This is a genomic window from Enterobacter sp. Ap-867, from assembly GCF_011752855.1.
Taxonomy (GTDB): Bacteria; Pseudomonadota; Gammaproteobacteria; order Enterobacterales; family Enterobacteriaceae; genus Cedecea.
In genome coordinates this window covers 311,723-333,965 of sequence record NZ_VWWS01000005.1, presented here as the reverse complement: position 1 = coordinate 333,965, position 22,243 = coordinate 311,723, and the positions used below count along the sequence as shown (strand labels likewise).

Genomic DNA, 22,243 nt, shown 5'->3' with positions numbered 1-22,243 from the left:
TGAAAACTTAGCGTGCCGCGGAGGGCTGCTGCGCCACGCGCTCGGCCAGCGGCTTAAGCACTTTTTCGCCATGCTGACCAAAGAATTGATACAGCGAAGCGCTAGCGGAATGGGTCAACACCATGATCTCAATACGGCGATTGGCCGAACTGAGCGGATGGTCAGGATCGAGCAACATCTGGTCAGCCATCCCGCTAACCTGCAGCACTTTTCCGGTATCCAGCCCGCCCTTCGCCAGCGCTTTGCGCGCCTGCATGGCACGCTCGCCGGAAAGGTTCCAGTTGTTGTAAAGCTCCTGGTCACGAAAACGCGTCGCATCGGTGTGTCCGGTAATAATAATTTTGTTGTCAATGGCGTTCAGCGCCGTAGCAAACTCCGTCAGCAGGCGGTTAAAAAAGGGAGTCAGAATGGCGCTGCTGCGCTGGAACATTTCTCGTTTTTGATCATCCTGCACCAGAATACGCAGCCCCTGCGGCACGATCTCGATTTGCAGATTAGACTGCGCCTCATAGGCTGAGGTGATCTTCATGATCACCCGGGCCAAATCTTCAATTTCCTGCTCTGAGCGGCGGTTCACGTCTTCCAGACTTTCCCCCTGGCTTGCCGCATTGGTCAATGCCTGTAGCGCAGCAACATCCTGCTGAATAGCCTGGCTGGCATCATCCGGCTTTGGCTTCCCGGCCAGAACAGTAACGCTGCCTCCGGAGCCGTTTAGCTGGGTAATCGGCATGCCGGACATGCCGTCAAACAGCGAGTCGCTGTTAAGCAAAGAGACAATCTCTTTCCGCTCTTCTTCGGTGACCGCCCCCATAATTAACTTCGTGGTGGTCACCAAAGGCGCAGAACGTATTTCTGAAGTGTCCGCCCGTTTTACCCTTGACGCCCTGCCCGGCAAACAGATGGCGATCGATGCCGACCTGAATGCCGGATTAATCAATCAGCAACAGGCCAAAACCCGGCGTAAAGACGTTGCCAACGAAGCCGATTTCTACGGCGCGATGGACGGGGCCTCAAAGTTCGTGCGCGGCGACGCCATTGCCGGGATCATGGTGCTTATCATCAACGTGATCGGCGGGATTTGTATTGGTATTTTTAAATACGATCTTGATGCCAGCCACGCCTTCCAGCAGTACGTGTTGCTGACGATTGGTGATGGCCTGGTCGCGCAGATCCCATCCCTGCTGCTGGCGACTGCGGCCGCTATTATCGTGACCCGAGTAAGCGACGATGCCGACGTTAGCCACGAAATTAAAACGCAATTGCTCGCCCGCCCGAACGTACTTTATACCGCTGCGTTCGTGATGTTTATTCTGGCCATCGTGCCGGGTATGCCGCATATCGCCTTCCTGAGCTTTACCGCTCTGCTGCTGTTTGCCGCCTGGCGGCAGAGCAAAGTGGTACAGCCTGCGCAGCAGCAGGATGATGACATTCTGGCGATTCAGGAGGCGCTCAGCCCCGACACGGAACCTACCGTCAGTTGGGACAGCATTCCGCTGGTCGAGCCGATTGGTCTGAACCTTGGCTACAAGCTGGTTTCGCTGGTGGATACAGCCAAAGGCAGCCCGCTTTCGCAGCGTATTCGCGGGGCGCGACAGGTTATCTCTGAGACCTGCGGCGTGCTGTTGCCAGAGATCCGCATCCGTGAGAACTTCCGCCTCAAACCCGCCCAGTACGCCATCCACATCAATGGTATTCGAGTGGCGCTGGGGGAAGTGAACTCGGAAAAACTGATGGCGATCCCCGGCAGCGAACTGTACGGCGAGATTGACGGCGTGCTGGATACCGATCCGGCTTACGGCATGGCTATCGTCTGGATTGATCCCGACCAAAAAGCGCGGGCGTTAAATCTTGGCTATCAGGTGGTGGATTGCGCCAGCGTGGTGGCCACGCACGTCAACAAAGTGGCGCGCCAGCATTTGCCCGATCTGTTTAATTATGACGATATCACGCATCTCCATGCGCGCCTGGCGCTGCAGGCTCCCAAGCTTGCGGAAGACTTAAATGCTGCGCTGAATTTCAGCCAGTTGCTGAAAGTGTACCGGCAGCTTCTGCTGGAACAGGTGTCGCTGAAAGACATTGTCACCATTGCCGCCACGCTGCTGGAAAGCGCCGCGGTGACCAAAGATCCGCAGCTGCTGTGTGCCGATGTACGTTACGCCCTGCGGCGCGCTATTTTGCATAACATCAACGGCGATCGCGGTCAGCTTGCCGCCTACACCATGGATAACGAGCTGGAAAACCTGCTGCTGAACGCTCTGAATCAGGCCCAACAGGCCGGGAAAGTGGCACTGGACAGCTTCCCGGTTGACCCCAATATTCTGTCGCAGCTGCAAAATACCATGCCGATGATTTACGAGCAGATGAGGGCGAAAAGCCTGCCGCCTTTGCTGCTGGTTACCCCACAGCTTCGCCCGATTCTGGCGCGCTATGGCCGCCTGTTTAGCACCGGGCTGCATGTGTTGTCTTATAACGAGGTGCCGGACGACAGTGATTTGAAGATTGTCGGGACATTGGCGTGATTTCCCCCTCACCCCGGCCCTCTCCCCATGGGGGAGAGGGGGAAACAAAAGCTACGGGATACATTGTTTATCCCCTCTCCCTTCCAGGGAGAGGGTAACGACCTGAAGCGACGTTAAGTTTGAAAAAAGTGGCGGCTTGAGCAAAGCTACTTATCTAAAAACCGCAGCTTCCAGCCCCGGATAGTGCGCGGCAGCGGGTCTGCCTCATTGCTCTTCGAGCGGTAAAACTTGGCTTCCTGCCCCCCTTTTTTACCCGGCGACGTTCGCGCCGCCCACATTTTACCTTCCGGGGTGTACATGATAATTGCCGTATGGCGATTGGCTTCACCCCGTACCCACATGGCAATCACCTTCGCGCCAATATTATCTATATCATCCTGATAGATATAGACATTTGCGGCATCCACAAAATTCTGGTAGTCATTGCCCACCATCTCTCTGAAGCGATTGTCGGTTTCAACATCCGGGAATATACCAATGGACAGCAACGTGGCTTTCGGACGTGGGTCCTTGGCGCTTTTCACATAGCGTCCGTCAACAAATACCCCCACCGGCATCGACAATTTACAGCCCCATTCGCCATTACTGTGCACCTGGATTGAGCCATTCTGCCTCGGGATAAGCAGCAGTTTACAGTTACTGGTGCTTTGTACTTTCTCCACTATCACCATGCCGTATATTTTCTGGGCCTCTGCTGTGAAGTCGTCATGGTTTATGCCAGCCCAGGCTCTGATATCAAGGGTTAATGACCATTCTGCATTACGGCTAAAGGTTAATTTGCCCCCGCTTCGATTAGCTGCCGTGATGTTCCACCATGTACCCTGCCAGTCAAAGCCCTCTTTCACCCCGGAAATTCGGCTGATGCCTTCATAGTAGGCTCGTTCAATACAGCCGTCGGTGGTACAGTTTTCAAGCGATTTTTCCCACTCAAGATAGTCTTTATGCACCTGCGCGCCATTACCCTTCACCAGCATAGAGCGATAAATGGCGCCCATCGTGCTGTCCAGCCAGTGCAGGGTGTCGTTATTGCAGATGGTGTTTTCCAGCGGCCTGGCCGCTCGCTGGCAATCAACCGCCAGCGCGTTTCCGGTATAAAAACCCAGCATTAATAATAGAGAGGGAATAATTCGCTTGAGCATATTTAAGAGAAAATTCTGAAAGAGAAGCGACTATTCTGACCAGAATATATGCGGTTTGCAATCTCAGGCTGATTTCATGATTAATTGAAATAAAAATGAAAATAATGCGTTAATAATATGCCATTAATGTGGGTGAAAGGGATTAATAGCATAATAATAACGGACGGATAACATACTTCCCGTTATGCAGATTCGCGCGGCACCAGTTCACCAGAAATGATAATTCTCTGGGCAGGAAGTTCCGGCTGTTTAATTTTGCTGACAATTAATGCGGCAGCTTGTCGCCCGGTCTCTTCACTGGAGGCAGAAACATAGGTAAAGCTCGGCGAGGTCAGATTAATGTACATCATATCCTCAAAACCAATCAGCGAGACCTGCTGCGTTAAGAAAACGTCTTTCCCAACGGTACGACCCACTTGCTGAATACCGGTGATGGCGCCGATGATCGCCGCCGGAGAATGACACAGCATGGCGGTAATTTGGTTGCTCTTTTCCAGCATCAGGCGCGTGGCAAAAGCCGAAGCCGATGTGTCGTCCGCACATTCCGGCGCCCACTCTTCTCTGAACGGCAAGCCGTACTGCTGCAGGGCGCTTCGGTAGCCAGACAGCCGCTCGGCGCGGATGAGACAGCTTTTTGTGCCTCCCAGCCAGGCAATATTGCGGTGGCCGCGCTCAATGAGAAAACGCGTGGCCTGGTTACCGGCCTGACGATTATCCCGCCCAATCACATCACGGGTGCTGGTAATGGTTGATTCAGAGATAACCACCGTGGGCAGCGGGCAGTCGGTAATGGCCTGGGGAACCTCAGCGGAGTGGCAGTCGGCGGCCAGATAAATGACCCCGGCTACGCCCTGCTGGCTAAACGAGGTCAGGCAGTTGCGCAGCTGTTGCTCTCCGTCGCGCGGCTGGCCAAGAAACACCATGTAGCCTTGTTTTTCGAGCTGCTGAACAACGCTCGCGGTGACGTTGACGGAGAAAGAGTTGTTAAAGTCACGAATAATCAGGCCAATCAGGTTAGAGGTGCTGGAACGAAGGTTGGCGGCGGCAACGTTATGCACATAGCCGAGTTCCTTGATAGCGGCATTGACCTTATCAATGGTCGCCTCAGAGATCTTGCCCTTCTGGCGAAGCACCAGCGAAACCGTCGAAACCGATACGCCCGCAAGCTCAGCGACATCAATGATGTTGACCTTTTTCATTCCACCCCTGTAACCGCACATCCATAAATTTCAGCCCCCTGAAACATACAGGAGGCCGAAAGGTATTACATTATTTACCGATCATCGTCGACATTGTCTGTGCAATAAATTGCGCTCTGGCACCAAATATGACCTGGATACCCGAATCGCCGACGAATACCACGCCGCGAGCGCCCAGGCTGTTCAGGCCGTCTTTGTCGACCATCGAACTGTCGTCCACTTCCAGGCGCAGGCGGGTAATGCAGGAGCCCACGGAGTTGATGTTTGGTGCCCCGCCCAGCAGGCCGATGATATCGCCCGCCAGTTCGGTATCGGTTTTGTCTCCCGCGTTAGCGGTGACTTCGGTACGGCCCGGCGTTTTCACGTCGAAACGGCGAATCACGAAGCGGAAAGTGAAGTAGTAAATCAGCGCCATCGGCACGCCCACGACCACCGCCATCAGGAAGTTAGTCTGGTAGCCGTTGAACGACGGCAGGATCCCGAAGGAGATGTAGTCGATCATCCCGGCGGAGAACGATTTGGCGATATGGGCATGTAGCAGGTACATGCACATATAAGACAGGCCGGCCATCACCGCGTTGAACACATACAGAATCGGAGCCACGAAGATGAAGGTGAACTCAACGGGCTCGGTGATCCCGGTGAGGAAGCAGGTCAGCGCCGCGGAGAACAGAATACCGGAGGCAATTTTCTTATTCTTGGTGTTGGCTTCATGGTACATCGCCAGACAGGCCGCAGGCAGCGCGAACAGCATCAGCGGGAACTCGCCCTGCATGAATTTACCCGCATTCTGGTAGCTGTCGCTGCTGAAGGACTTCACGCCCTCTTCCAGCATTTTGAACCAAATCGTCTGGTCGCCGTGAATCACCTGCCCTGTATGGGTGGTGTATTCCCCGAAGGAATACCAGAAGGACGGATACCAGATGTGGTGCAGGCCCAGCGGGATTAATGCGCGCTCAACCAGCCCGAAGATAAAGGTTGATGCGGCCTGATTATCCCCGTTAACCACCACCGACAGCGCATCAATGCCGGACTGAATGTACGACCACACCCACGGCAGCACCATCCCCAACAGGAAGGAGAGAAACGCCGTCGCGATGGCGACAAAACGCTTTCCGGAGAAGAAGCCGAGGAATTCCGGCAATTGCATGGTGTGGAATTTGTTGTAGCACCACGCCGCCAGGATACCGGAGATTAGCCCGCCAAAAACGCCCATTTGCAGCGTCGGGATGCCGACCACCATGGCATATTTCCCGCCCGCAGAGGCCATTTCCGGCGTGATGTGCATGACGGTGCCAATGGTAATGTTGATGATAAACACCGACACCGCCGCCGACAGCGCGGCAATACCCGATTCTGCAGCAAGACCCACGGCAGAACCGATGGCAAACAGCATTGGCAGGTTATCGAAGATAACCCCACCCGCGTTCATCATCAGCGGTAAGTGAAACTTATCGCCGAACGCCAGCAGTAAACCTGCGGCAGGCAGCAGAGAGATAGGCAGCATTAACGCACGGCCAATCATGGAAAGCTTTGATAACGATTTAACAACACTGGACAACAGACTCATGGACGTTTCCCCCGGTGCAGACGCAGTAACCGCGTTTTGTCTGTTCACGCGTTTTTATGGTAGGTAGAACGTTCTAGTAGAACGTTCTACCTAGAGTGCCGAAACGGTTTTTGCCCCGCAACTGAATTCTGCGCTGTTGCCATATTGTTATCGAATATTTGAAGTGACGCAGGTTTTTAAGCCTGGTATTGATAAGGTAATTTGGTTCTGAGGCGGGAAAGGCTCTGCAACTCTCCTTCACCCAAACGGCAAGGAGAGTTGATGCCAGCCCTTTTCGTTCTGAAAAGGGCGCGCGCGATTAAGGCTGAACGGTAATGCTCAGACTCTCAAAGACGACGGTCTGCCCCGCCACAATTTTGCAGCGCTTGCGGGTTTCAACTTCACCGTCCACCTTCACGAGGCCTTCGGCAATCACCGCTTTTGCCTGCGCGCCGCTTTCACACCAGCCTTCCAGCTTGAGCAAGTCGCACAGTTCAACGTGAGGGTGTTTACCTAATGAGAAGGTCGCCATTATTACTCTCCATCAACATCATGATATTCCTCGCAGGCCTGCAAGGTATTCTGAATTAGGGTGGCAACCGTCATTGGGCCTACGCCACCCGGAACCGGCGTAATATACGAGGCTTTGGCGGCTGCTTCATCATAAATTACGTCCCCGACCACTTTCCCGCTTTCCAGACGGTTGATGCCGACGTCCACCACAATAGCGCCTTCTTTAATCCATTCACCCGGAATAAAGCCAGGTTTGCCCACGGCGACAATCACCAGGTCGGCGTTCTCAACGTGCTGGCGGAGGTTTTTGGTGAAACGGTGCGTTACGGTCGTGGTGCAACCAGCCAGCAGCAGTTCCATGCTCATCGGGCGACCCACGATGTTGGACGCGCCAATGATGACCGCGTTCAGGCCGTAGGTGTCGATGTTGTAGCGCTCAAGTAGCGTCACGATACCGCGCGGGGTACACGGACGCAGGCGCGGCGCACGCTGGCACAGGCGGCCAATGTTGTATGGATGGAAGCCATCCACGTCTTTGTCCGGGTCGATACGCTCAAGCACTTTGACGTTATCGATCCCGGCAGGCAGCGGCAGCTGTACCAGAATGCCGTCAATCTCGGCGTCCGCGTTTAGCGCATCGATCAGCCCTAACAGCTCCGCTTCGCTGGTGGTTTCCGGCAAATCATAAGAGCGGGAGACAAAACCAACCTCTTCGCAGGCTTTGCGTTTGTTCGCGACATAAATCTGGGACGCAGGGTTCGCTCCCACCAATACAACGGCCAGACCAGGGGCACGTTTTCCTGCGGCAACTCGGGCTTTTACTTTTTCAGCAACTTCAAGCCGGACCTGCTGCGCAATCGTTTTACCGTCAATAATCTTTGCTGCCATCAGAGAGAGAATTCCATCTGTAAACTTAAAGGAAGGGGGTTGCTGCTATTTTGTCAGATGCGCGGCCCGCTGTCAGGCACTGATGTAGGTTTATGCTCATTTGTCGCGCAGGTGGTTGAAAAGCCATTGACTCAAGAGGTGCTGACCGTATAATCCACCCCGCATCAAGCCGTAATGTTTCTCTGCATTACTCCGTGCGCCCTTAGCTCAGCTGGATAGAGCAACGGCCTTCTAAGCCGTAGGTCACAGGTTCGAACCCTGTAGGGCGTACCATTTTGACGTCAACACACCTCTACTGAATTCTTTTTTTTCTCTGCCCCATTATCGTTCAGGCTCCCTTGTTGCAAGTCACTGTGAAACAACGCCACCACCGCATTGTCCATTCTTTTTTGCCAGAACGTCCTGCTGCATGGCCTTGTTAAGGCTCAAGCCTGCCCCCCTATTTAAGGCGAAAATTTTCCTCTTAGAGCAACCTATATGTTTCCGGTCTGAAGGAGAGTGAGACGTTTCCATTCTTACCCACCCGGCATTGAATTAAAAAGCAAGAACCAGGGTTTTTATTGCACAACCCGAACACAGGCTTACGGATAATCCGTTGAAATCACCCGGCGACACACATCAGGAAAATTAACAGAAAGATTCACACTGAGATTCGGAATCTCATGAATGAAATGGGGAACGTTATGAAGTTACTTGCCGGTAAAGTCGTTGCTATTACTGAGCCTTCGGCCGGGCGGTTGCCGTTTTGTTTGCCCTGCCGGTTTGTCAGTTTTAATTAATGATGTTCCGACCCAGTATGTCAAACTGCCCCCGGCTATTCTGGCCGGGGGCATCCAGCCTTTATGGAAACCAGCGTCTGCGATGACGTGCCGTTGAGATCAGACCGAATGCACCACCGGCCTGGCTTCCTTTACTTGCTCTTCTGCAGTTAATCCTTTGATGTATATGTTGTATTTCCACCATGCAAAGCCCAGGAAAATCACTATTCCCCCCACGTTATAGAAAACGATCGTCAATATATTGCCGCCGGTTGGGAACGTGGAGGCGATAAAACCGACGGTGAAAATCGCAATGAGCATTGAGACGATGGCCATGCCGGTTCTCTGCGATCCCATTTTAAAATCACGCGGCAGATGATCGTATTTACGGCGTAAATTGAGATACGCCAGCATGATGAACAGCGGGGGTAACATGGAAGCGGCGGCTGTCATGTTGATTATGGTGTTCATTAAATCCTGGACGGTGCTGGAGCCCAGCATGGGGATAATCATCAGCGGGATCACAATCAGGAACTGAATCCAGGCGGCACGCGCGGGCACGCCGTTTTTATTTAGCGCCACGGTTTTTTCACCAAAAATACCGCCGGGGATTTCCGAGAAGAAGATTTTCACCGGCGTTGCCGTCCACATCAGCAGCGACCCAAACATCGCGGTAAATGACACCAGGCCCACGAAGCGGTTGACCACGATTTCCGGGAGACCGAAATAGACCGCCATGCCGTGGAAAACCTGTACCGATCCCCCGGTAAATTTCAGCTCTTTACTGCTGATAAAAACATTAATCAGCACCGAGGAGACGGAATACAGTACGCCGATAAATATTCCGGCCAGGATTATCACTTTCACAAAGGATTTAGACCCGCCTTTCACGTCGTTGACGTACACGGCCACCGATTCGGCCCCGCCCGCCGCCATAAATATCCAGGTTGTGATCCCAAGAAATGCCCAGTTAAAGTTGGGAATCATCGCCTCTACGGAGATGGGGTCTGCCGGTTGAATACCGCCCACCAGCGCCGCCCCTGACAATAAGACATAGGAGAGCGTCAGCAGTAGCATCAGGGAGGATGTCACCGAGGTGATTGGCCCCAGCATTTTTGCCCCATTGGTTGAAACCCACGTTGATAAGGCGAACAGCGCCATGCTCAGCACCGTGGTGGCGACCGGCGTCAGCATGTATTCATACCCGAGGAACGCGTAGGATGCATAGGCGATAACGCGCGGCAGCAGAGAAGTGAAAAAGAACAGGTTAACAAACCAGTAAGTGTAGGCCGTAATAAAAGCCCAGCGGCCCCCCAGCGCGCTTTTAACCCAGGCATAAACCCCGGCCTCCGAGTTTTTATTCAGCGAAACAAACTCAGCGATGATTAAACAGAACGGAATGAAATAAAGCAGCGTGGCCAGGAAAAACATCGGCGCTGACGCTAACCCAAGCTCGATATTGTTATTAATGACGTTATTAAAACTGTACACGGCCGCGAACGTCAGGGAGAGCAGACCGAATTTACCGATAGTATTACGCTTCGTCTCAGACATAACACATCTCCACGCAGTCTTCAGGGCTGCGTTCTTTTGTAGGGAAGAGGACGTTAATTTTTATAATTTATTTTGGTAAAATTTTAGTAAAAAACACAAAGCCAGTTTGCTTTAACCCCATCGCGAAAATGGCGGGAGGGTGAAGGCTTAGCCAGCCGCAAAACGGCTGGCCAGGGGCGGGATTATTTCGATGGTCGGGAGGCGAAATCCGGGCTGCTCTGCCGCTTTGCCTTCTGTTTATTCTCAAAGCGACTGATCCACCACCAGGCCAGGCCCGAGAATACTGCCGTCATAAAGACGTTAATAAAGAACGCGTTGACCAGATCGACCCCCGGTGGGAATGCCGAGGCGGTCATGCTGACGACAAAGATCAGCATCAGCATGGAGACAACCCCCATCCCCACTTTTCTTGACCCCATACGGAAATCTCGCGGCGTGTCATCGTGTTTCCAACGGAAGACAAAGTAAGCCGCCATAATAAATATTGGCGGCAGCATGGCCGTGCCCGCCGTCAGGTTAATGGCCGTGTTCATCATTTGCTGGACGCTGGCGGAGCCGAAGCCGTTGACGATAAGCATTAACAGTACGAAGACAAACTGCCACCAGGCCGCCCGTACCGGCACGCCGTGCTCATTCAGCTCAGTGGTTTTCTTGCCATAAATGCCTTCCGGAATTTCCGAGAAATGGATTTTGACCGGCGCGGCAGTCCACATCATCATGCTGCCGAAAATGGCAATAAACAGAATAATGCCGACAAATCGCCCCATTAATGCTTCAGAAACATGGAAATATGCGCCCAGGCCGGTGAAGATTTCCACCATACCTGCCGCATAGGTGAGATCTTCCCGCGCGACAAAAACGTTCACCAACAGCGAGCCCAGCGCGTACATGCCGCCAATCAGCACTCCGGCGGTAATGATCACTTTGATGAAGGATTTCTGGCCCCCTTTGGTGTCGTTCAGATACGCCGCAACGGTTTCTGCCCCGCCTGCCGCCTGGAAAATCCAGCACATAATGCCCAAGGTGGCCCAGTTGATGGTTGGTGCCATCGCTTCCAGCGTGATCGGCTGCGCAGGAACGTGCCCGCTGCCCAACGCCGTTAATGCCCCGACCACGTAGATAGCAAACAGCGCAAAGACACCATAGGCCACGCACTCTGAGATTTTCCCCAGCCACGTCGCCCCTTTGGTCGAGATATGCGTCGCCATCGCAAACAGCACAATCGAAATCAACGACGTGATCATCGGTGAGAACGGAATGGCGTAGCCCATGATGGCGTAGGAGGCGTAGGCCACCACGTTTGGCAGCAGCGACAGGAAAAAGAACAGGTTCACAAACCAGTACAGAAACGACCCCAGATAGGCCGCCCGCGTGCCCAGCGGCTGTTTCAGCCAGGCGTACATGCCTGATTCAGAATTTTTATTCGCCGAAACAAATTCGGCGATGATAAAGACGAAGGGAATGAAGTACACCACCGTCGCAAATAAGAAAATCGGCGCCGAGCTTAGGCCTAACTCAATGTTGTTATTGACGATGTTTCGTACGTTAAAGACCGCCGTAAACGCCATCGACAGCAGGGCAAACTTGCCTATTTTTGCCCGAATGGATGTGGACATACGTCCTCCGAAAATTCACATCCCCGTCATGGGGAGGGTACAGGGAAGACCAGCGGAGTATACCGCTGGCCGTGGTACGCATCGAAACTGGCGTTATTTATTAAGGAAATAGCCGTCTTCAATCGTGACTCTGAGGACCACTTTTTTTACCCACTCATCGCTGATGAAACGGTAAGCTTCCTCGGGGTCGCAGATCACCATCTGCCCTTCGGTCACCGTCACGATGTCGCCGATGCCTTTCAGGTATTCCCGGTCGGTTTCGTCCCGGTAGCAGGCCACCGTTTTCAACTGCTCTTTCGGCGCAAACTCAATTTTTTGCCGACCCTGCAGGTAGTAGTGCACGTCAAAATAGCGACGACTCCCCACAAACAGCGCGTCGGTGCAGCTGTCGGTACTCACCCGGTATGAGAGGGAATCACCAATGGAATGGGCCACGCCGGGACGAATGTTGTCGACGTTATTGATAGCTTCCACGCAGCGCTGCCACTTCCGGCCGCTGTGATAGATCTGCTTAAACTGTTCTAAATTCTCGAGAACTCTCATTGTTCAGCCTCGCTATGTGAAACAGGAGAAAAGAAATCTGCGCCGAAATCGTGATTAACCAGCGCCTGCGAGGTGTTACGCCCGCCTTCCAGCGGCAACAGCGTAAAACCGTAGCTGAAGGCGTGGAGCCACACGCGCCAGCTGTCCAGCACCTCGCTTCCCCACGAGTTGGAGCCGAGTCCGAGCAGTTGAACGTCAAGGTTTAGCGTGATGTCGTCGCTGCGCTGCAGCTCATTGCAGTGCTGCGCGGCGTGCAGATTTTCAGCGGTGTAATGCCAGGCACTGAGGTTGATAGGCTGGCGCGGCACAACCAGCAGGCCGCTGCCGTGGCGATCGGTCAATGAAGCCCAGCGCACGTGCTGGCGATTGCCGTTATTCTGTGGGAAGGGATAATTGACGAACATGTCGTCCACGGTGGTATGCCAGAGGTCAATGATGTTGCTTTGCTGGCTGTCGGCGTAGTTCTCGCCCGGGCCACGGCCGTAATAATCCACCTGTTCAAATGCGCCGTTAATCCCTAACGTAAAGCCAATGCACGGCACAATATGCGGGTAATCACCATAGCGCTCGCCCTGCACTTCGACGTTGATATGCCCTTGCGGGGTGACCTGCCAGCGGTAGGTACAGCGCATACCAAAATCAAACACCGGCGGGGCGATGATAGTCTGCGTAACGATCGTCACGGCATCGCCGTGCATTTCAGCGCTGAATCCGCGTAAATGCTCCTGCATAATCGGCAAATGTGCCGGCTGCCACAGCCCCTCGAACTCCTGCTTGTGGTTATCTATCATGGGCTTGAAGAAGTTAATCTTCGGCTCACGCGTCACCTGTTCGACCCCATTGACCAGCCACGCCGTAAGCTTGCCGCTGACTTTTGAGAACACAGCCTGGAAATTGTGGCCGATGACACGATAGCTCAGGCGGTCATCAACGATTTGCAGCGGCGTCGCGCTGGTATTGCAGTGCGGTACTTTTGCCAACGTGCTCGCTTTTAACGGGAACTGATAAACCGCAATCGGGTGGTTGGCTTCGCTATAGAGCGTGCGGGAGTCTTTGGTCACGGTGATATTGACGAAGGTTTCGCGTTCGTCGAGCGCAGGCAATGTTATGGCTACATCGCGGCCGCTGTTGGCCGCCAGCCCCTCAACTTTTAGCCGCTGGCTGGAAAGTGTCTGGCCTTCGGCGCGCACTTCGACGTTCAGGGTGTAATCGTCCAGGCTTGAGAACCACAGTTTATTTTCAACGTGCAGCAAGCCGCGCGAAAGATCTTCGGCCCGGACTTTAACCGGCGCAATAACCTGTTTGTATTCCTGCAGCCCCGGCCCGGGCGTTTGATCGGAGAAAATCAGCCCGTCCAGGCAGAAGTTATAGTTGTTAGGGTAATCCCCATAGTCACCGCCGTAGTTGTACCGCACCGCGCCAGTTTCATCGGTGGCCTGGATACCATGATCGCTCCATTCCCAGACGTAATGCCCCTGGATACTTTCGTGCTGATAAAAGACGTTCTGGTACTCCGTTAACCCACCAGGCCCATTGCCCATGGCGTGGGCGTATTCACAGATAATGCGTGGTTTGGCATGGGGATATTCGCCAAACTCATTCATCAGCGGAACGCGGGTATACATGGTCGAGATAATATCGACGACCTCCGCATCACGATCTTCTTCGTAATGCACAAGCCGGGTGTCATCCAGCGCCTTTGTGGCGCGATACATCGCGCGGATATTGCAGCCGTAGCCAGATTCATTTCCCAGTGACCAGATGATGATCGACGGGTGGTTCTTCTGGGCATGGACGTGACGCACAATGCGCTCTACGTAGATGTGCTCCCAGGCGGGGTCGTCCGTGATGCGGCTCAGGTCACCGACGTTGGCAAAACCGTGCGATTCCACATCCGTTTCCGCCATGACGAACAGGCCATAGATGTCACACAGCTCATAGAAACGTGGATCGTTTGGATAATGTGCCGTTCGCACTGAGTTGATGTTGTACTGCTTCATTAGCTGCAGGTCTTTTTCAACACGATCCATCCCCACGGCCCGGCCTTTGAGGTGGTCATTGTCGTGGCGGTTAACGCCGTGCAGCATCACATAGTGATTGTTGATGTAGAAAAGGCCATCGCGGACCTTGATATCGCGGAATCCCACGCGCTGGGGAATGATTTCCAGCACCTCACCCATCGCATTTTTGAGCGTTATCACCAGTTGGTAAAGATAAGGATTTTCCGCCGACCACTGCTGAGGTGCTTTGACGTCAATCGAAAAGTCGATATTGAGCTGCCGATCAACCGTTAAATGCTCTTTCACCCCGCGATAAAGCGCGGTGTCGCCATCAAACAAGGTGTATTCCAGCGTGGCTCCGGCAGCCTGGGTTGTGAGGTTTTCCAGCATCAACTGGCAGGCAAGCGTCGCGTTGCGGTAGTCGTCGCTGAAATCGGTACGCAGCGTGAAATCCTGAACATGCAGGGGATGCTTCCCAACCAGGTAAACATCGCGGAAAATCCCCGCCGTCCACCACATATCCTGGTCTTCAATATAGGTCGAGTCAGCCCACTGCATGACGCGGACAGCCAGCAGGTTATCGCCGGTTTTCACCGCCGCGCTGATATCAAACTCGGCCGTCAGGCGGCTCCCTTTGCTGAACCCAACGTACCGGCCATTCACGTAGACTTCAAAGTAAGTTTCTACGCCATCAAATTTGATAATCGTTTGTTTATCCTGCCAGTTTTCGCCCAGCGTAAACATCCGCTGGTACGCCCCCGTTGGGTTATCGCTCGGCACAAACGGCACATCAATAGGGAAAGGAAAACCTTCGTCGGTGTACTGCAGCTGGCCGTGGCCTTCCATCTGCCACATTCCCGGCACAGTAATCGTGCCCCACTCCGCCATCAACTCTGTGCTAAATGCCTCTGGAACTAAGAGCGGATTAGTAAAGAAACGGAAGTTCCACTGCCCGCTAAGGGACAAAAAGTGGTTACTGTTTTCACGTACAAACGAGCGGGCCTTCGCCAGTGAATCATAAGCGAAGAAATAGGCGCGCGGCGGCAGCCTGTTTTCATGAGTAAGTTGCAGATTTTCCCAGCGATTCATCTCGCCTCCCTGTACTGACTAAATAATTACGTTTAATTTTAGTAAAATTTTTACTAAATAAAACGAGCGAAGGCCATTTGCTTTAACTCGATCACAAAATGAGCGTTCAGGACAGGGGGATATCGACAGACCAGGGAGACCACCGGAAAACGATTGTTCTCCGGCGTGAAAGTAAGCTAGTGCGTGGTACCGCGTAGTTTAAGCACGCTGGGAACAAAGACATTGAGCGGCAGGGCCCGGCCATCGCGGGCCTTTTCAACCAGCAGATTAACGCCCTGGCTGCCCATCATTTCGGAATGGATGCGCACCGTGGAAAGCGGCGGGAAGGTAAAACGTGCGGTGGGGATATCGTTCACGCTGATCAGCGAAATATCGTCCGGGATCTTTAGTCCGCGCTCGTGAATAGCACGTAATACGCCAATCGCAATGGAATCAGATGCCACAAATAGCGCAGAGGGGTAATCTTCCTGGGCGAGCATCGTTTTTGCCAGTTCGTAACCTGATGAGCTCGAGAAACCACCGCGCCAGATGTCGCTCTCGGACACCACTCCCTTCAGGCGGCCATATTCAGCAAATGCTATCTCACGAATATCGGCTTTTCCCGGTCTATCCTGACCGCCAATAAAACCGATGCGCGACATGCCCTGGGCAATAAAGAAATCGATCACCTCTTTAGCAATGCGCACCAGGTCAATGTCTACGGCGTCGTACTGGCTACCCGGTTCATGGAAGTCAATAAAGCAGAGATTATCTGTCATCGCGCGCAAGGTTTCGCGCGTCGCGTCGGAAGGCTGGCCCACCACCAGGACGCCGGTCACCTTTTTCATTTCAGGCAAAGAATGCCCGAGATAACAATTCGTTAGTTCGATCCCGAGTTTCTCACATTGCGTCTCAATACCGTGGCGAATAGCCAGATAGTAGGGATCGTTAATTTCCAGATCTTGCTGATAGCTGTAGAGAGCCAAAAAATGATGCTGTCCAACGGGATTAGCCAGCATTCTGCGCGAACTGCTGTTTTTGTATTCCAGCTTTTCCGCGATTTCAAGGATCCGCCGCTTGGTCTCTTCTTTCACATTCAGGCTGGGGTCGTCATTCAACACCCGTGAAACCGTCGCCAGCGAAACGCCCGCCTCAACCGCAATGTCTTTCAATGTCGCCATCTTTTTCCCTATCGGACGCAGCTCTTTGTTTGCCACATAGTGTAAAGCAAGCCAAGGGACATGCATCTGTTTTTAGTAAAAATAACCGTTTTTTCAGCCCTAACGGCTAGTAAACTCGATGAAAAAATACCGACGGTAAGCCTTTATGCATAGCAAATGGCGAAGTTCTCTTTTTCACGGACTACTGCGCATAAATCGCCCCATTAAGACTCTTTTTTCCGATGATAAAAAAATAAGAATTATTTTTAACACCCTCACGTTGTTCCACCAGGTGCTTAAGACTAAACAGGGAAAATTAAGTTTGTATTTATTTACTGGTAACAATTTTATCGTTAAAGTTTAGCCCTGCTTAGGGTCATTAAAAAGGAGCCAATCATTAAAAAAACATCAAAAAGACTGAAGACAATAAATAACAACTTCACCTGAAATTATCTGAAGGGAAATTATGCGGTATTACTTTCTATTAGATTCAATACACTTATAAAGGCTTACAGTGTTTAAATATATTATAGAACCGTATTCACAGCCAGTGACAAACTGTAACACAGGCCGCATTATTGGCTTTGAAATATTACTTAGGGTGATGAAGGAAACGCCTATTAAAAAATACCTATCACCAGACTCACTGGTACACACCTTCAAGTCAAACGTAGAATACAACCACTTGACGATATGCTTAATGAGCCATGTCAATGAGCGAATAGAGGAGATCACTGACAAGCTACCGCCTGATGGCTTCATCAGCTTCAATATTATTCCCAATCAACTATTATCCACCTCTTTCATGAAGTATTTGCTCTCGTTCAGGAAAAAGATAAGAGAAGACATAAAACTCGTTCTGGCGCTGGTGGAAGGCAATGGAGCAATACTGACAGATAGCATGATTGATGCAATAAAATCACTGTCAGAAAACAATATAGATATTGCAATTAATTTTTGCAACAACTCCATATCCATAAAATACATTGAAGCAATCGGGTTTTATATGCTCAAACTCGACAGGGAATTGTCTCTAACGCATGGTAACAGTCTGATTTATGAAAGTACGATAAAATCGTTAGTTTATTTATCCTCTCTGGTCAATACCATACTTGTTGCTGAGGGTGTTGAAACAAAAACCCAAAGAGATTTACTTCATAAATGCGGAGTAAATTATATGCAAGGATACTATTTTGGCGCACCGGTATCAATTTAGAAGACACTACCATCCAGGTCAATTAAATAAATAGATCAATGCAAAAAAATGGCATTCACTGAATAACAATGACATTCTAATTTAACATTAAGCAACACCATTTCATCACTATTAAATAAAAATTAAATATATAGGAAAAGACCACCCCACGCTTGAGGTGGCATAACGTATTTTTTTAAGAAAGCCTGAACTATAAATGAATGGGGCTATATTATCGCTTGCAGAAAAATACCGGAATCCCTCCTCTTAAAAAAAGGTAATCGTCTCCCTGAGGAAGAATATCATAAATCACACTCGACCCTTTATTATAATAAAACTCCGGCAAAATCCTTTCAATCTTTTCTTTTTCATCACTTAGTTCAACTGTATTTTTTGTTGCAGTCAGTACAAATGATTCTTTAACCCTCTTAACATCAAACATTGTAGAAATAACAATATTACTGACTTTAGTTGAATCACTTTCGAGTACTCCACTTAGAACAGCCGTTCCTTCACTGCCGGAAAATGTCATTCGCGCATTAGCATGAAGCACAACGTCATTGTAAGATACAGAATATACCCCATTACAGCTAAAGTGATTGGCATGATAACGCCGTAGCACGCCCACCGAGATGACAACAATAAGTAAAAAAACAAGAAATGATATCATCATTAAATATCGTCTATTATTCACACATCAACTCCCCACAAAAAAATAAGCTGACTTGCAACTATTTTTTTTATTGCTTCCCAGCGGCTGCGCACATGAAATAACAGAAATATCAGAAAATAGATTACTGTAGGAAACATAATTCCATGGCGTTCTTTCACATTTGCTGATTAACTTATCGGTAACAAACTTGATATCTCTTTGTGTCGTTACTGAGGTATATATATTGCATCCATCATTATTAAGGTACGCATGATAGCTAAGAAAGTACGAAGACTGACGTGATGTACTGGAAACAAATAACGCCGAGGCAATGGTAGTCAAGACAGCCAATGAAATGATGGCCATAGGATGGAGCATTTTATTTTTTACAACGTCGCTTGCAGCAACATTAACACCAGGAGCTGGCTCTTTTTTTACCTCTATCGGATTTTCATGGCGCTCATGGCTTTCATCATACTCAACTTTCTCCGAAGGAATTTTTTCAACTTTTATCTCGGTATCTATCGAAAAACCTATTCTGGGGATTGTTTTTATTAAATTGAGACCTGGACTTAACTTTGATAGCGCGCGGCGAATGAGCGAAATATTTTGATATAGATTGTTGGGTGTGATCATGCTCTCATTTTCACCCCAGACATATGAGTATATAGTTGCCTGGTCAACGATTCCGTTGCGTGATATTAGCAAAAGAAAGCATTTTGTTGTGGGGGTATTAAGAGTTTCAACATTGGCTTCGTCATCCACACGATACAAAACTCGCTTATCAGGATTGAAGATTATCTCATCATTTATCATATAGTTATATGAACCACTTGAGCTACACTGCTCCATTTCCACTTATCCTTAGTCTCCAATAGGCATGTATTCAACTCCGTGTACTATTCAATTATGAGAAACCACAATAGGCAACAGTACCGGAGAAAGGACCATACCCAAATAATGATCTTAACACAAAGACAAAAAGCTAAACAAGTTAAGGCCCATCTTAATTAAGAGCGGAAATTTAATTTCCTACCCATTCATTTTTACTGTTTTGATTAATAATGATTAATTAATAACATTTTCATTGCTAAGAAATACACCTTCCTGTCTAATTTCCCAACTAACGGATAATGGCGATTGCACTTGCCGGTCACAGACATGATAAATAAGGATCATAGCAATATCATTTCATGATTCTGATTCTGAGGATTTAGCTATAAAAACCTCAGTAGAGTTGTTAAATATTTGTTTGTCATCGGTGTTTTCTTTCATAGCACCGCATTTAAGAAATGGCTTCCAACGGCCTTGACGCTAACTGCATGGCTTTTTTTGCTAAATAATGTTTTAACACTCAATCTTTTATTTAATGGATAAACTTATGAGCAATACACAACATAAATTGGATAAAGCTCGCCCACCGCGAGTACAAATTACCTATGATGTTGAAATAGGTGATGCACAAACAGCAAAGGAACTCCCTTTGGTTGTGGGTGTGATGGGTGATTTCACCCAAAGTTCCGATACATTGAAAGATCGTAAATTCATTAATGTTGATAAAGACAACTTTAATGAGGTTATGCGTTCAATGAAACCTGAAGCTGAGTTTTTGGTGGATAACACGCTTACAGGTACGGATGGAAAACTGGCCGTTTCGCTGACCTTCAATAGCATTGATGATTTTTCTCCAGACAATGTTGTACGCCAGGTAGAACCGCTTAAAAAGCTCATGGATTTACGTGAGCAGCTTAGCGATCTTAAAAATCGGGCTGCAAGTAATGAACGTCTAAAAGAACAACTCCTGGAAATGGCTACAGAGCAAAATACCTTAGCAGGTAAAACTGAGATAGGTGGGGACGATCAAGAATGAGCACCGAACAAATGCAGGAAGCAGTGGTAGAATCCTCGTTTAACGATGATTATCTTAATCAGGTTATCGATAATACCCAGGCTATTCGTCGTGAGTCCGACCGCGACCGTATGAAGTCTCAGCTGAATAATTTCCTGTCCGAAGTCCTTTCCGGCGAAGTTGTTATCTCCAGCGATCTGATTGGCAGTATTGAACAGCGAATTGCCGCTATTGACGCCCTGCTGTCTGAACAAGTGAGCCAAATTATTCATGCTCCAGAGTTTCAGAAAAAAGAATCTTCCTGGCGCGGTTTGCATAAACTCATCCAATCCAGCGTAACTGAAAATACGCAGGTTCGCTTGCTGCAATGTACCAAGCAGGATCTGATTAAAGATTTTAAATCCGCCAGTGATTTTGACCAGTCGATGCTCTTTAAGTGTGTTTACGAAAGTGAGTATGGCACATTTGGTGGCACACCTTTTTCTGCCTTTGTCGGTGATTTCCAGTTCGACAATACCCCTCAGGACATCTCTTTACTGGAGCAAATTTCGCACGTTGCCGCTGCCGCACATGCACCGTTCCTTAGCGCCGTAGCCCCTGGCATGCTGTCAATGAATGATTTCTCGGAGATCCCACGCCCGCGCGATCTTGCAAAAATGTTCGACACCACCGACTACGCCCGCTGGCGTTCTTTCCGTCAAAATGACGACAGTCGCTATATTGGCCTTACGCTGCCTCGCGTCCTTGGCCGACTCCCTTACGGTACAAAAACAATCCCGGCGGAAACTTTCACTTTTGAAGAGTCCATCAAGGAAGACGCCGCAGGACAGGATTACCTCTGGATTAACTCCGCGTGGGAACTCGCGGGTCGTATTGTTGAATCATTTGAAGAATATGGCTGGTGTGCATCCATTCGTGGTGTAGAAGGTGGCGGACTGGTTAAGTCACTGCCGGCTTATACCTATGTTTCTGAAAGCGGAGAGCGCACTTTGCAGTGCCCAACGCAGGTAGCCATTTCCGATCGTCGCGAAAAAGAACTGTCCGATCTTGGTTTTATTCCCTTAGTACATTGTAAAGGCACCGACTATGCGGCCTTTTTTGCCGTACAGTCTATTAATAAGCCACGTCTTTACAACTCCGATGAAGCAAATGCCAACGCTCGCCTATCAAGCCAACTACCTTATTTGCTTGCGACATCCCGTTTTGCGCATTACCTCAAATCTATCGTCAGGGACAAAGTCGGTAGCTTTATGTCCCGCAGTGAATGTGAGGAATATTTGCAGAAGTGGATCATGCAATATGTCGTCGCCTCAGATAATGCAGGCCCTGAAACCAAAGCACGCTTTCCACTCCGTGAAGCCCAAATTAATGTTGTAGAAGTACCAGGATTACCGGGTACCTACAAAGCAATTGCATGGTTAAAACCTCATTTCCAACTTGAGGGATTAAGTATGTCTCTACGCCTGGTAGCTGAATTGCCATCTGCTGCGGGCTAATTATCTCATGTTGTTAATATCACCACTAGAGGAAGTTTTTTATGGCTAAATTGCAAGATTGCCAATTTATTGAAGTTAAGATTGATGGAAAAACCATTGCAGGCTCTTCAGAAGAGAAGAAATACAGCAAATGGATGGAGGGCTACGCCCCTGCTGGCCTGAATACTTTTTCTGGCCCTGACGGAACCTATTTTGACTCCGTTCAGATGTCTATTCTGGTAACGAAAGAAACCAGCAAGATATTTGAAAACTATCTAAAAAGAGGTCACAAAGACGTAACGATTACCATCGTACACCGTGGTTCTGATAAATTTGACGCAGACTATGAAATACAGCGCGCCATATATTCCACCTGTACAATTCAAAGCCTTAGCTTTGAAATGCGTGACCAACTTTTCATTAACCTGACCTTCTCATTTGAAGGAATGGTTGAAGTTGTCTTTAACGTTGCCAATGCTACAGAATCGGGCCTCGATAAGATTGGACCGATTAAATATAGCATTCCAGAAAAAGTGCTGAAATAAAATTCTCCCGCCCATAGTCCC

Annotated in this window: 17 protein-coding genes, 1 tRNA gene and 1 pseudogene; 6 read left to right on the top strand and 13 right to left on the bottom strand. The window is 50.0% G+C overall.

The features are described 5' to 3' along the window. Positions 1 to 7: 7 nt before the first annotated feature. Positions 8 to 811, bottom strand: a complete 804-nt coding sequence (locus F3J26_RS14405; RefSeq protein ID WP_008456000.1) for an OmpA family protein — start codon at positions 809 to 811, stop codon at positions 8 to 10. On the opposite strand from F3J26_RS14405, the pseudogene F3J26_RS14400 reads away from it, so the two are divergent. After that, a pseudogene (locus F3J26_RS14400) lies at positions 810 to 2,519 on the top strand (flagellar biosynthesis protein FlhA); the annotation flags it as partial. The gene F3J26_RS14405 and the pseudogene F3J26_RS14400 sit on opposite strands and share 2 nt — an antisense overlap. Before the next feature lie 146 nt (positions 2,520 to 2,665). Here F3J26_RS14400 and F3J26_RS14395 read toward each other — a convergent pair. From F3J26_RS14395 to folD, 5 genes are all read right to left on the bottom strand, one after another. Next, complete coding sequence (locus F3J26_RS14395) at positions 2,666 to 3,658, bottom strand: lysozyme inhibitor LprI family protein (RefSeq protein WP_166994521.1); 993 nt, start codon at positions 3,656 to 3,658, stop codon at positions 2,666 to 2,668. A gap of 182 nt (positions 3,659 to 3,840) precedes the next feature. After that, positions 3,841 to 4,857, bottom strand: coding sequence for a Mal regulon transcriptional regulator MalI (malI, locus tag F3J26_RS14390; RefSeq protein WP_008455994.1), 1,017 nt, complete (start codon positions 4,855 to 4,857; stop codon positions 3,841 to 3,843). A gap of 70 nt (positions 4,858 to 4,927) precedes the next feature. Further along, positions 4,928 to 6,427, bottom strand: a complete 1,500-nt coding sequence (locus F3J26_RS14385; protein ID WP_008455993.1) for a PTS transporter subunit EIIC — start codon at positions 6,425 to 6,427, stop codon at positions 4,928 to 4,930. A 298-nt stretch (positions 6,428 to 6,725) separates the two neighbouring features. Continuing rightward, a complete protein-coding gene (ybcJ, locus tag F3J26_RS14380; protein ID WP_008455991.1) occupies positions 6,726 to 6,938 on the bottom strand; it encodes a ribosome-associated protein YbcJ in 213 nt (70 codons plus the stop codon). Between the two features lie 2 nt (positions 6,939 to 6,940). After that, complete coding sequence (folD, locus tag F3J26_RS14375; protein ID WP_008455989.1) at positions 6,941 to 7,807, bottom strand: bifunctional methylenetetrahydrofolate dehydrogenase/methenyltetrahydrofolate cyclohydrolase FolD; 867 nt, start codon at positions 7,805 to 7,807, stop codon at positions 6,941 to 6,943. Between the two features lie 196 nt (positions 7,808 to 8,003). Here folD and F3J26_RS14370 point away from each other — a divergent pair. After that, positions 8,004 to 8,080, top strand: a tRNA-Arg gene (locus F3J26_RS14370). Between the two features lie 605 nt (positions 8,081 to 8,685). Here the strand turns inward: F3J26_RS14370 and F3J26_RS14365 are convergent. The 5 genes from F3J26_RS14365 to ebgR form a co-directional block, all read right to left on the bottom strand. Beyond that, positions 8,686 to 10,119 (bottom strand): amino acid permease, encoded by a 1,434-nt coding sequence (locus tag F3J26_RS14365; RefSeq protein ID WP_166994520.1) that lies wholly within the window; start codon positions 10,117 to 10,119, stop codon positions 8,686 to 8,688. A gap of 182 nt (positions 10,120 to 10,301) precedes the next feature. Next, a complete protein-coding gene (locus F3J26_RS14360) occupies positions 10,302 to 11,735 on the bottom strand; it encodes an amino acid permease (RefSeq protein WP_008455984.1) in 1,434 nt (477 codons plus the stop codon). Between the two features lie 93 nt (positions 11,736 to 11,828). Beyond that, positions 11,829 to 12,278 (bottom strand): beta-galactosidase subunit beta, encoded by a 450-nt coding sequence (locus F3J26_RS14355; RefSeq protein WP_008455981.1) that lies wholly within the window; start codon positions 12,276 to 12,278, stop codon positions 11,829 to 11,831. Then, on the bottom strand, positions 12,275 to 15,367 hold the full coding sequence (gene ebgA / locus F3J26_RS14350) for a beta-galactosidase subunit alpha (protein ID WP_166994519.1): 3,093 nt from the start codon (positions 15,365 to 15,367) through the stop codon (positions 12,275 to 12,277). Before ebgA ends, F3J26_RS14355 begins: the two co-directional genes overlap by 4 nt. Positions 15,368 to 15,543: 176 nt before the next feature. Then, the gene (gene ebgR / locus F3J26_RS14345; protein WP_166994518.1) at positions 15,544 to 16,527 is read right to left on the bottom strand and encodes a transcriptional regulator EbgR; all 984 of its coding nucleotides are present in this window, start codon (positions 16,525 to 16,527) and stop codon (positions 15,544 to 15,546) included. Positions 16,528 to 17,020: 493 nt separating this feature from the next. On the opposite strand from ebgR, the gene F3J26_RS14340 reads away from it, so the two are divergent. Further along, positions 17,021 to 17,722 carry an EAL domain-containing protein gene (locus tag F3J26_RS14340; RefSeq protein WP_166994517.1) on the top strand — a complete coding sequence of 234 codons (702 nt, stop codon included), beginning with the start codon at positions 17,021 to 17,023 and terminating at the stop codon, positions 17,720 to 17,722. A 211-nt stretch (positions 17,723 to 17,933) separates the two neighbouring features. On the opposite strand, the gene F3J26_RS14335 is transcribed toward F3J26_RS14340, so the two are convergent. Further along, positions 17,934 to 18,395: a YqeJ family protein gene (locus F3J26_RS14335; protein WP_166994516.1), complete on the bottom strand. Its 462-nt coding sequence runs from the start codon at positions 18,393 to 18,395 to the stop codon at positions 17,934 to 17,936. A gap of 3 nt (positions 18,396 to 18,398) precedes the next feature. Then, positions 18,399 to 19,205, bottom strand: a complete 807-nt coding sequence (locus tag F3J26_RS14330; RefSeq protein WP_166994515.1) for a winged helix-turn-helix domain-containing protein — start codon at positions 19,203 to 19,205, stop codon at positions 18,399 to 18,401. A 529-nt stretch (positions 19,206 to 19,734) separates the two neighbouring features. Between F3J26_RS14330 and tssB the strand changes: the two genes are divergently transcribed. The 3 genes from tssB to F3J26_RS14315 are packed head-to-tail and all read left to right on the top strand — an operon-like array spanning position 19,735 to position 22,222. Further along, positions 19,735 to 20,223 (top strand): type VI secretion system contractile sheath small subunit, encoded by a 489-nt coding sequence (gene tssB, locus F3J26_RS14325; protein WP_166994513.1) that lies wholly within the window; start codon positions 19,735 to 19,737, stop codon positions 20,221 to 20,223. Between the two features lie 11 nt (positions 20,224 to 20,234). After that, positions 20,235 to 21,698 carry a type VI secretion system contractile sheath large subunit gene (gene tssC, locus F3J26_RS14320; RefSeq protein WP_442892752.1) on the top strand — a complete coding sequence of 488 codons (1,464 nt, stop codon included), beginning with the start codon at positions 20,235 to 20,237 and terminating at the stop codon, positions 21,696 to 21,698. 41 nt (positions 21,699 to 21,739) lie between these two features. Then, positions 21,740 to 22,222 (top strand): hypothetical protein, encoded by a 483-nt coding sequence (locus F3J26_RS14315; RefSeq protein ID WP_166994509.1) that lies wholly within the window; start codon positions 21,740 to 21,742, stop codon positions 22,220 to 22,222. Positions 22,223 to 22,243 lie beyond the last annotated feature (21 nt).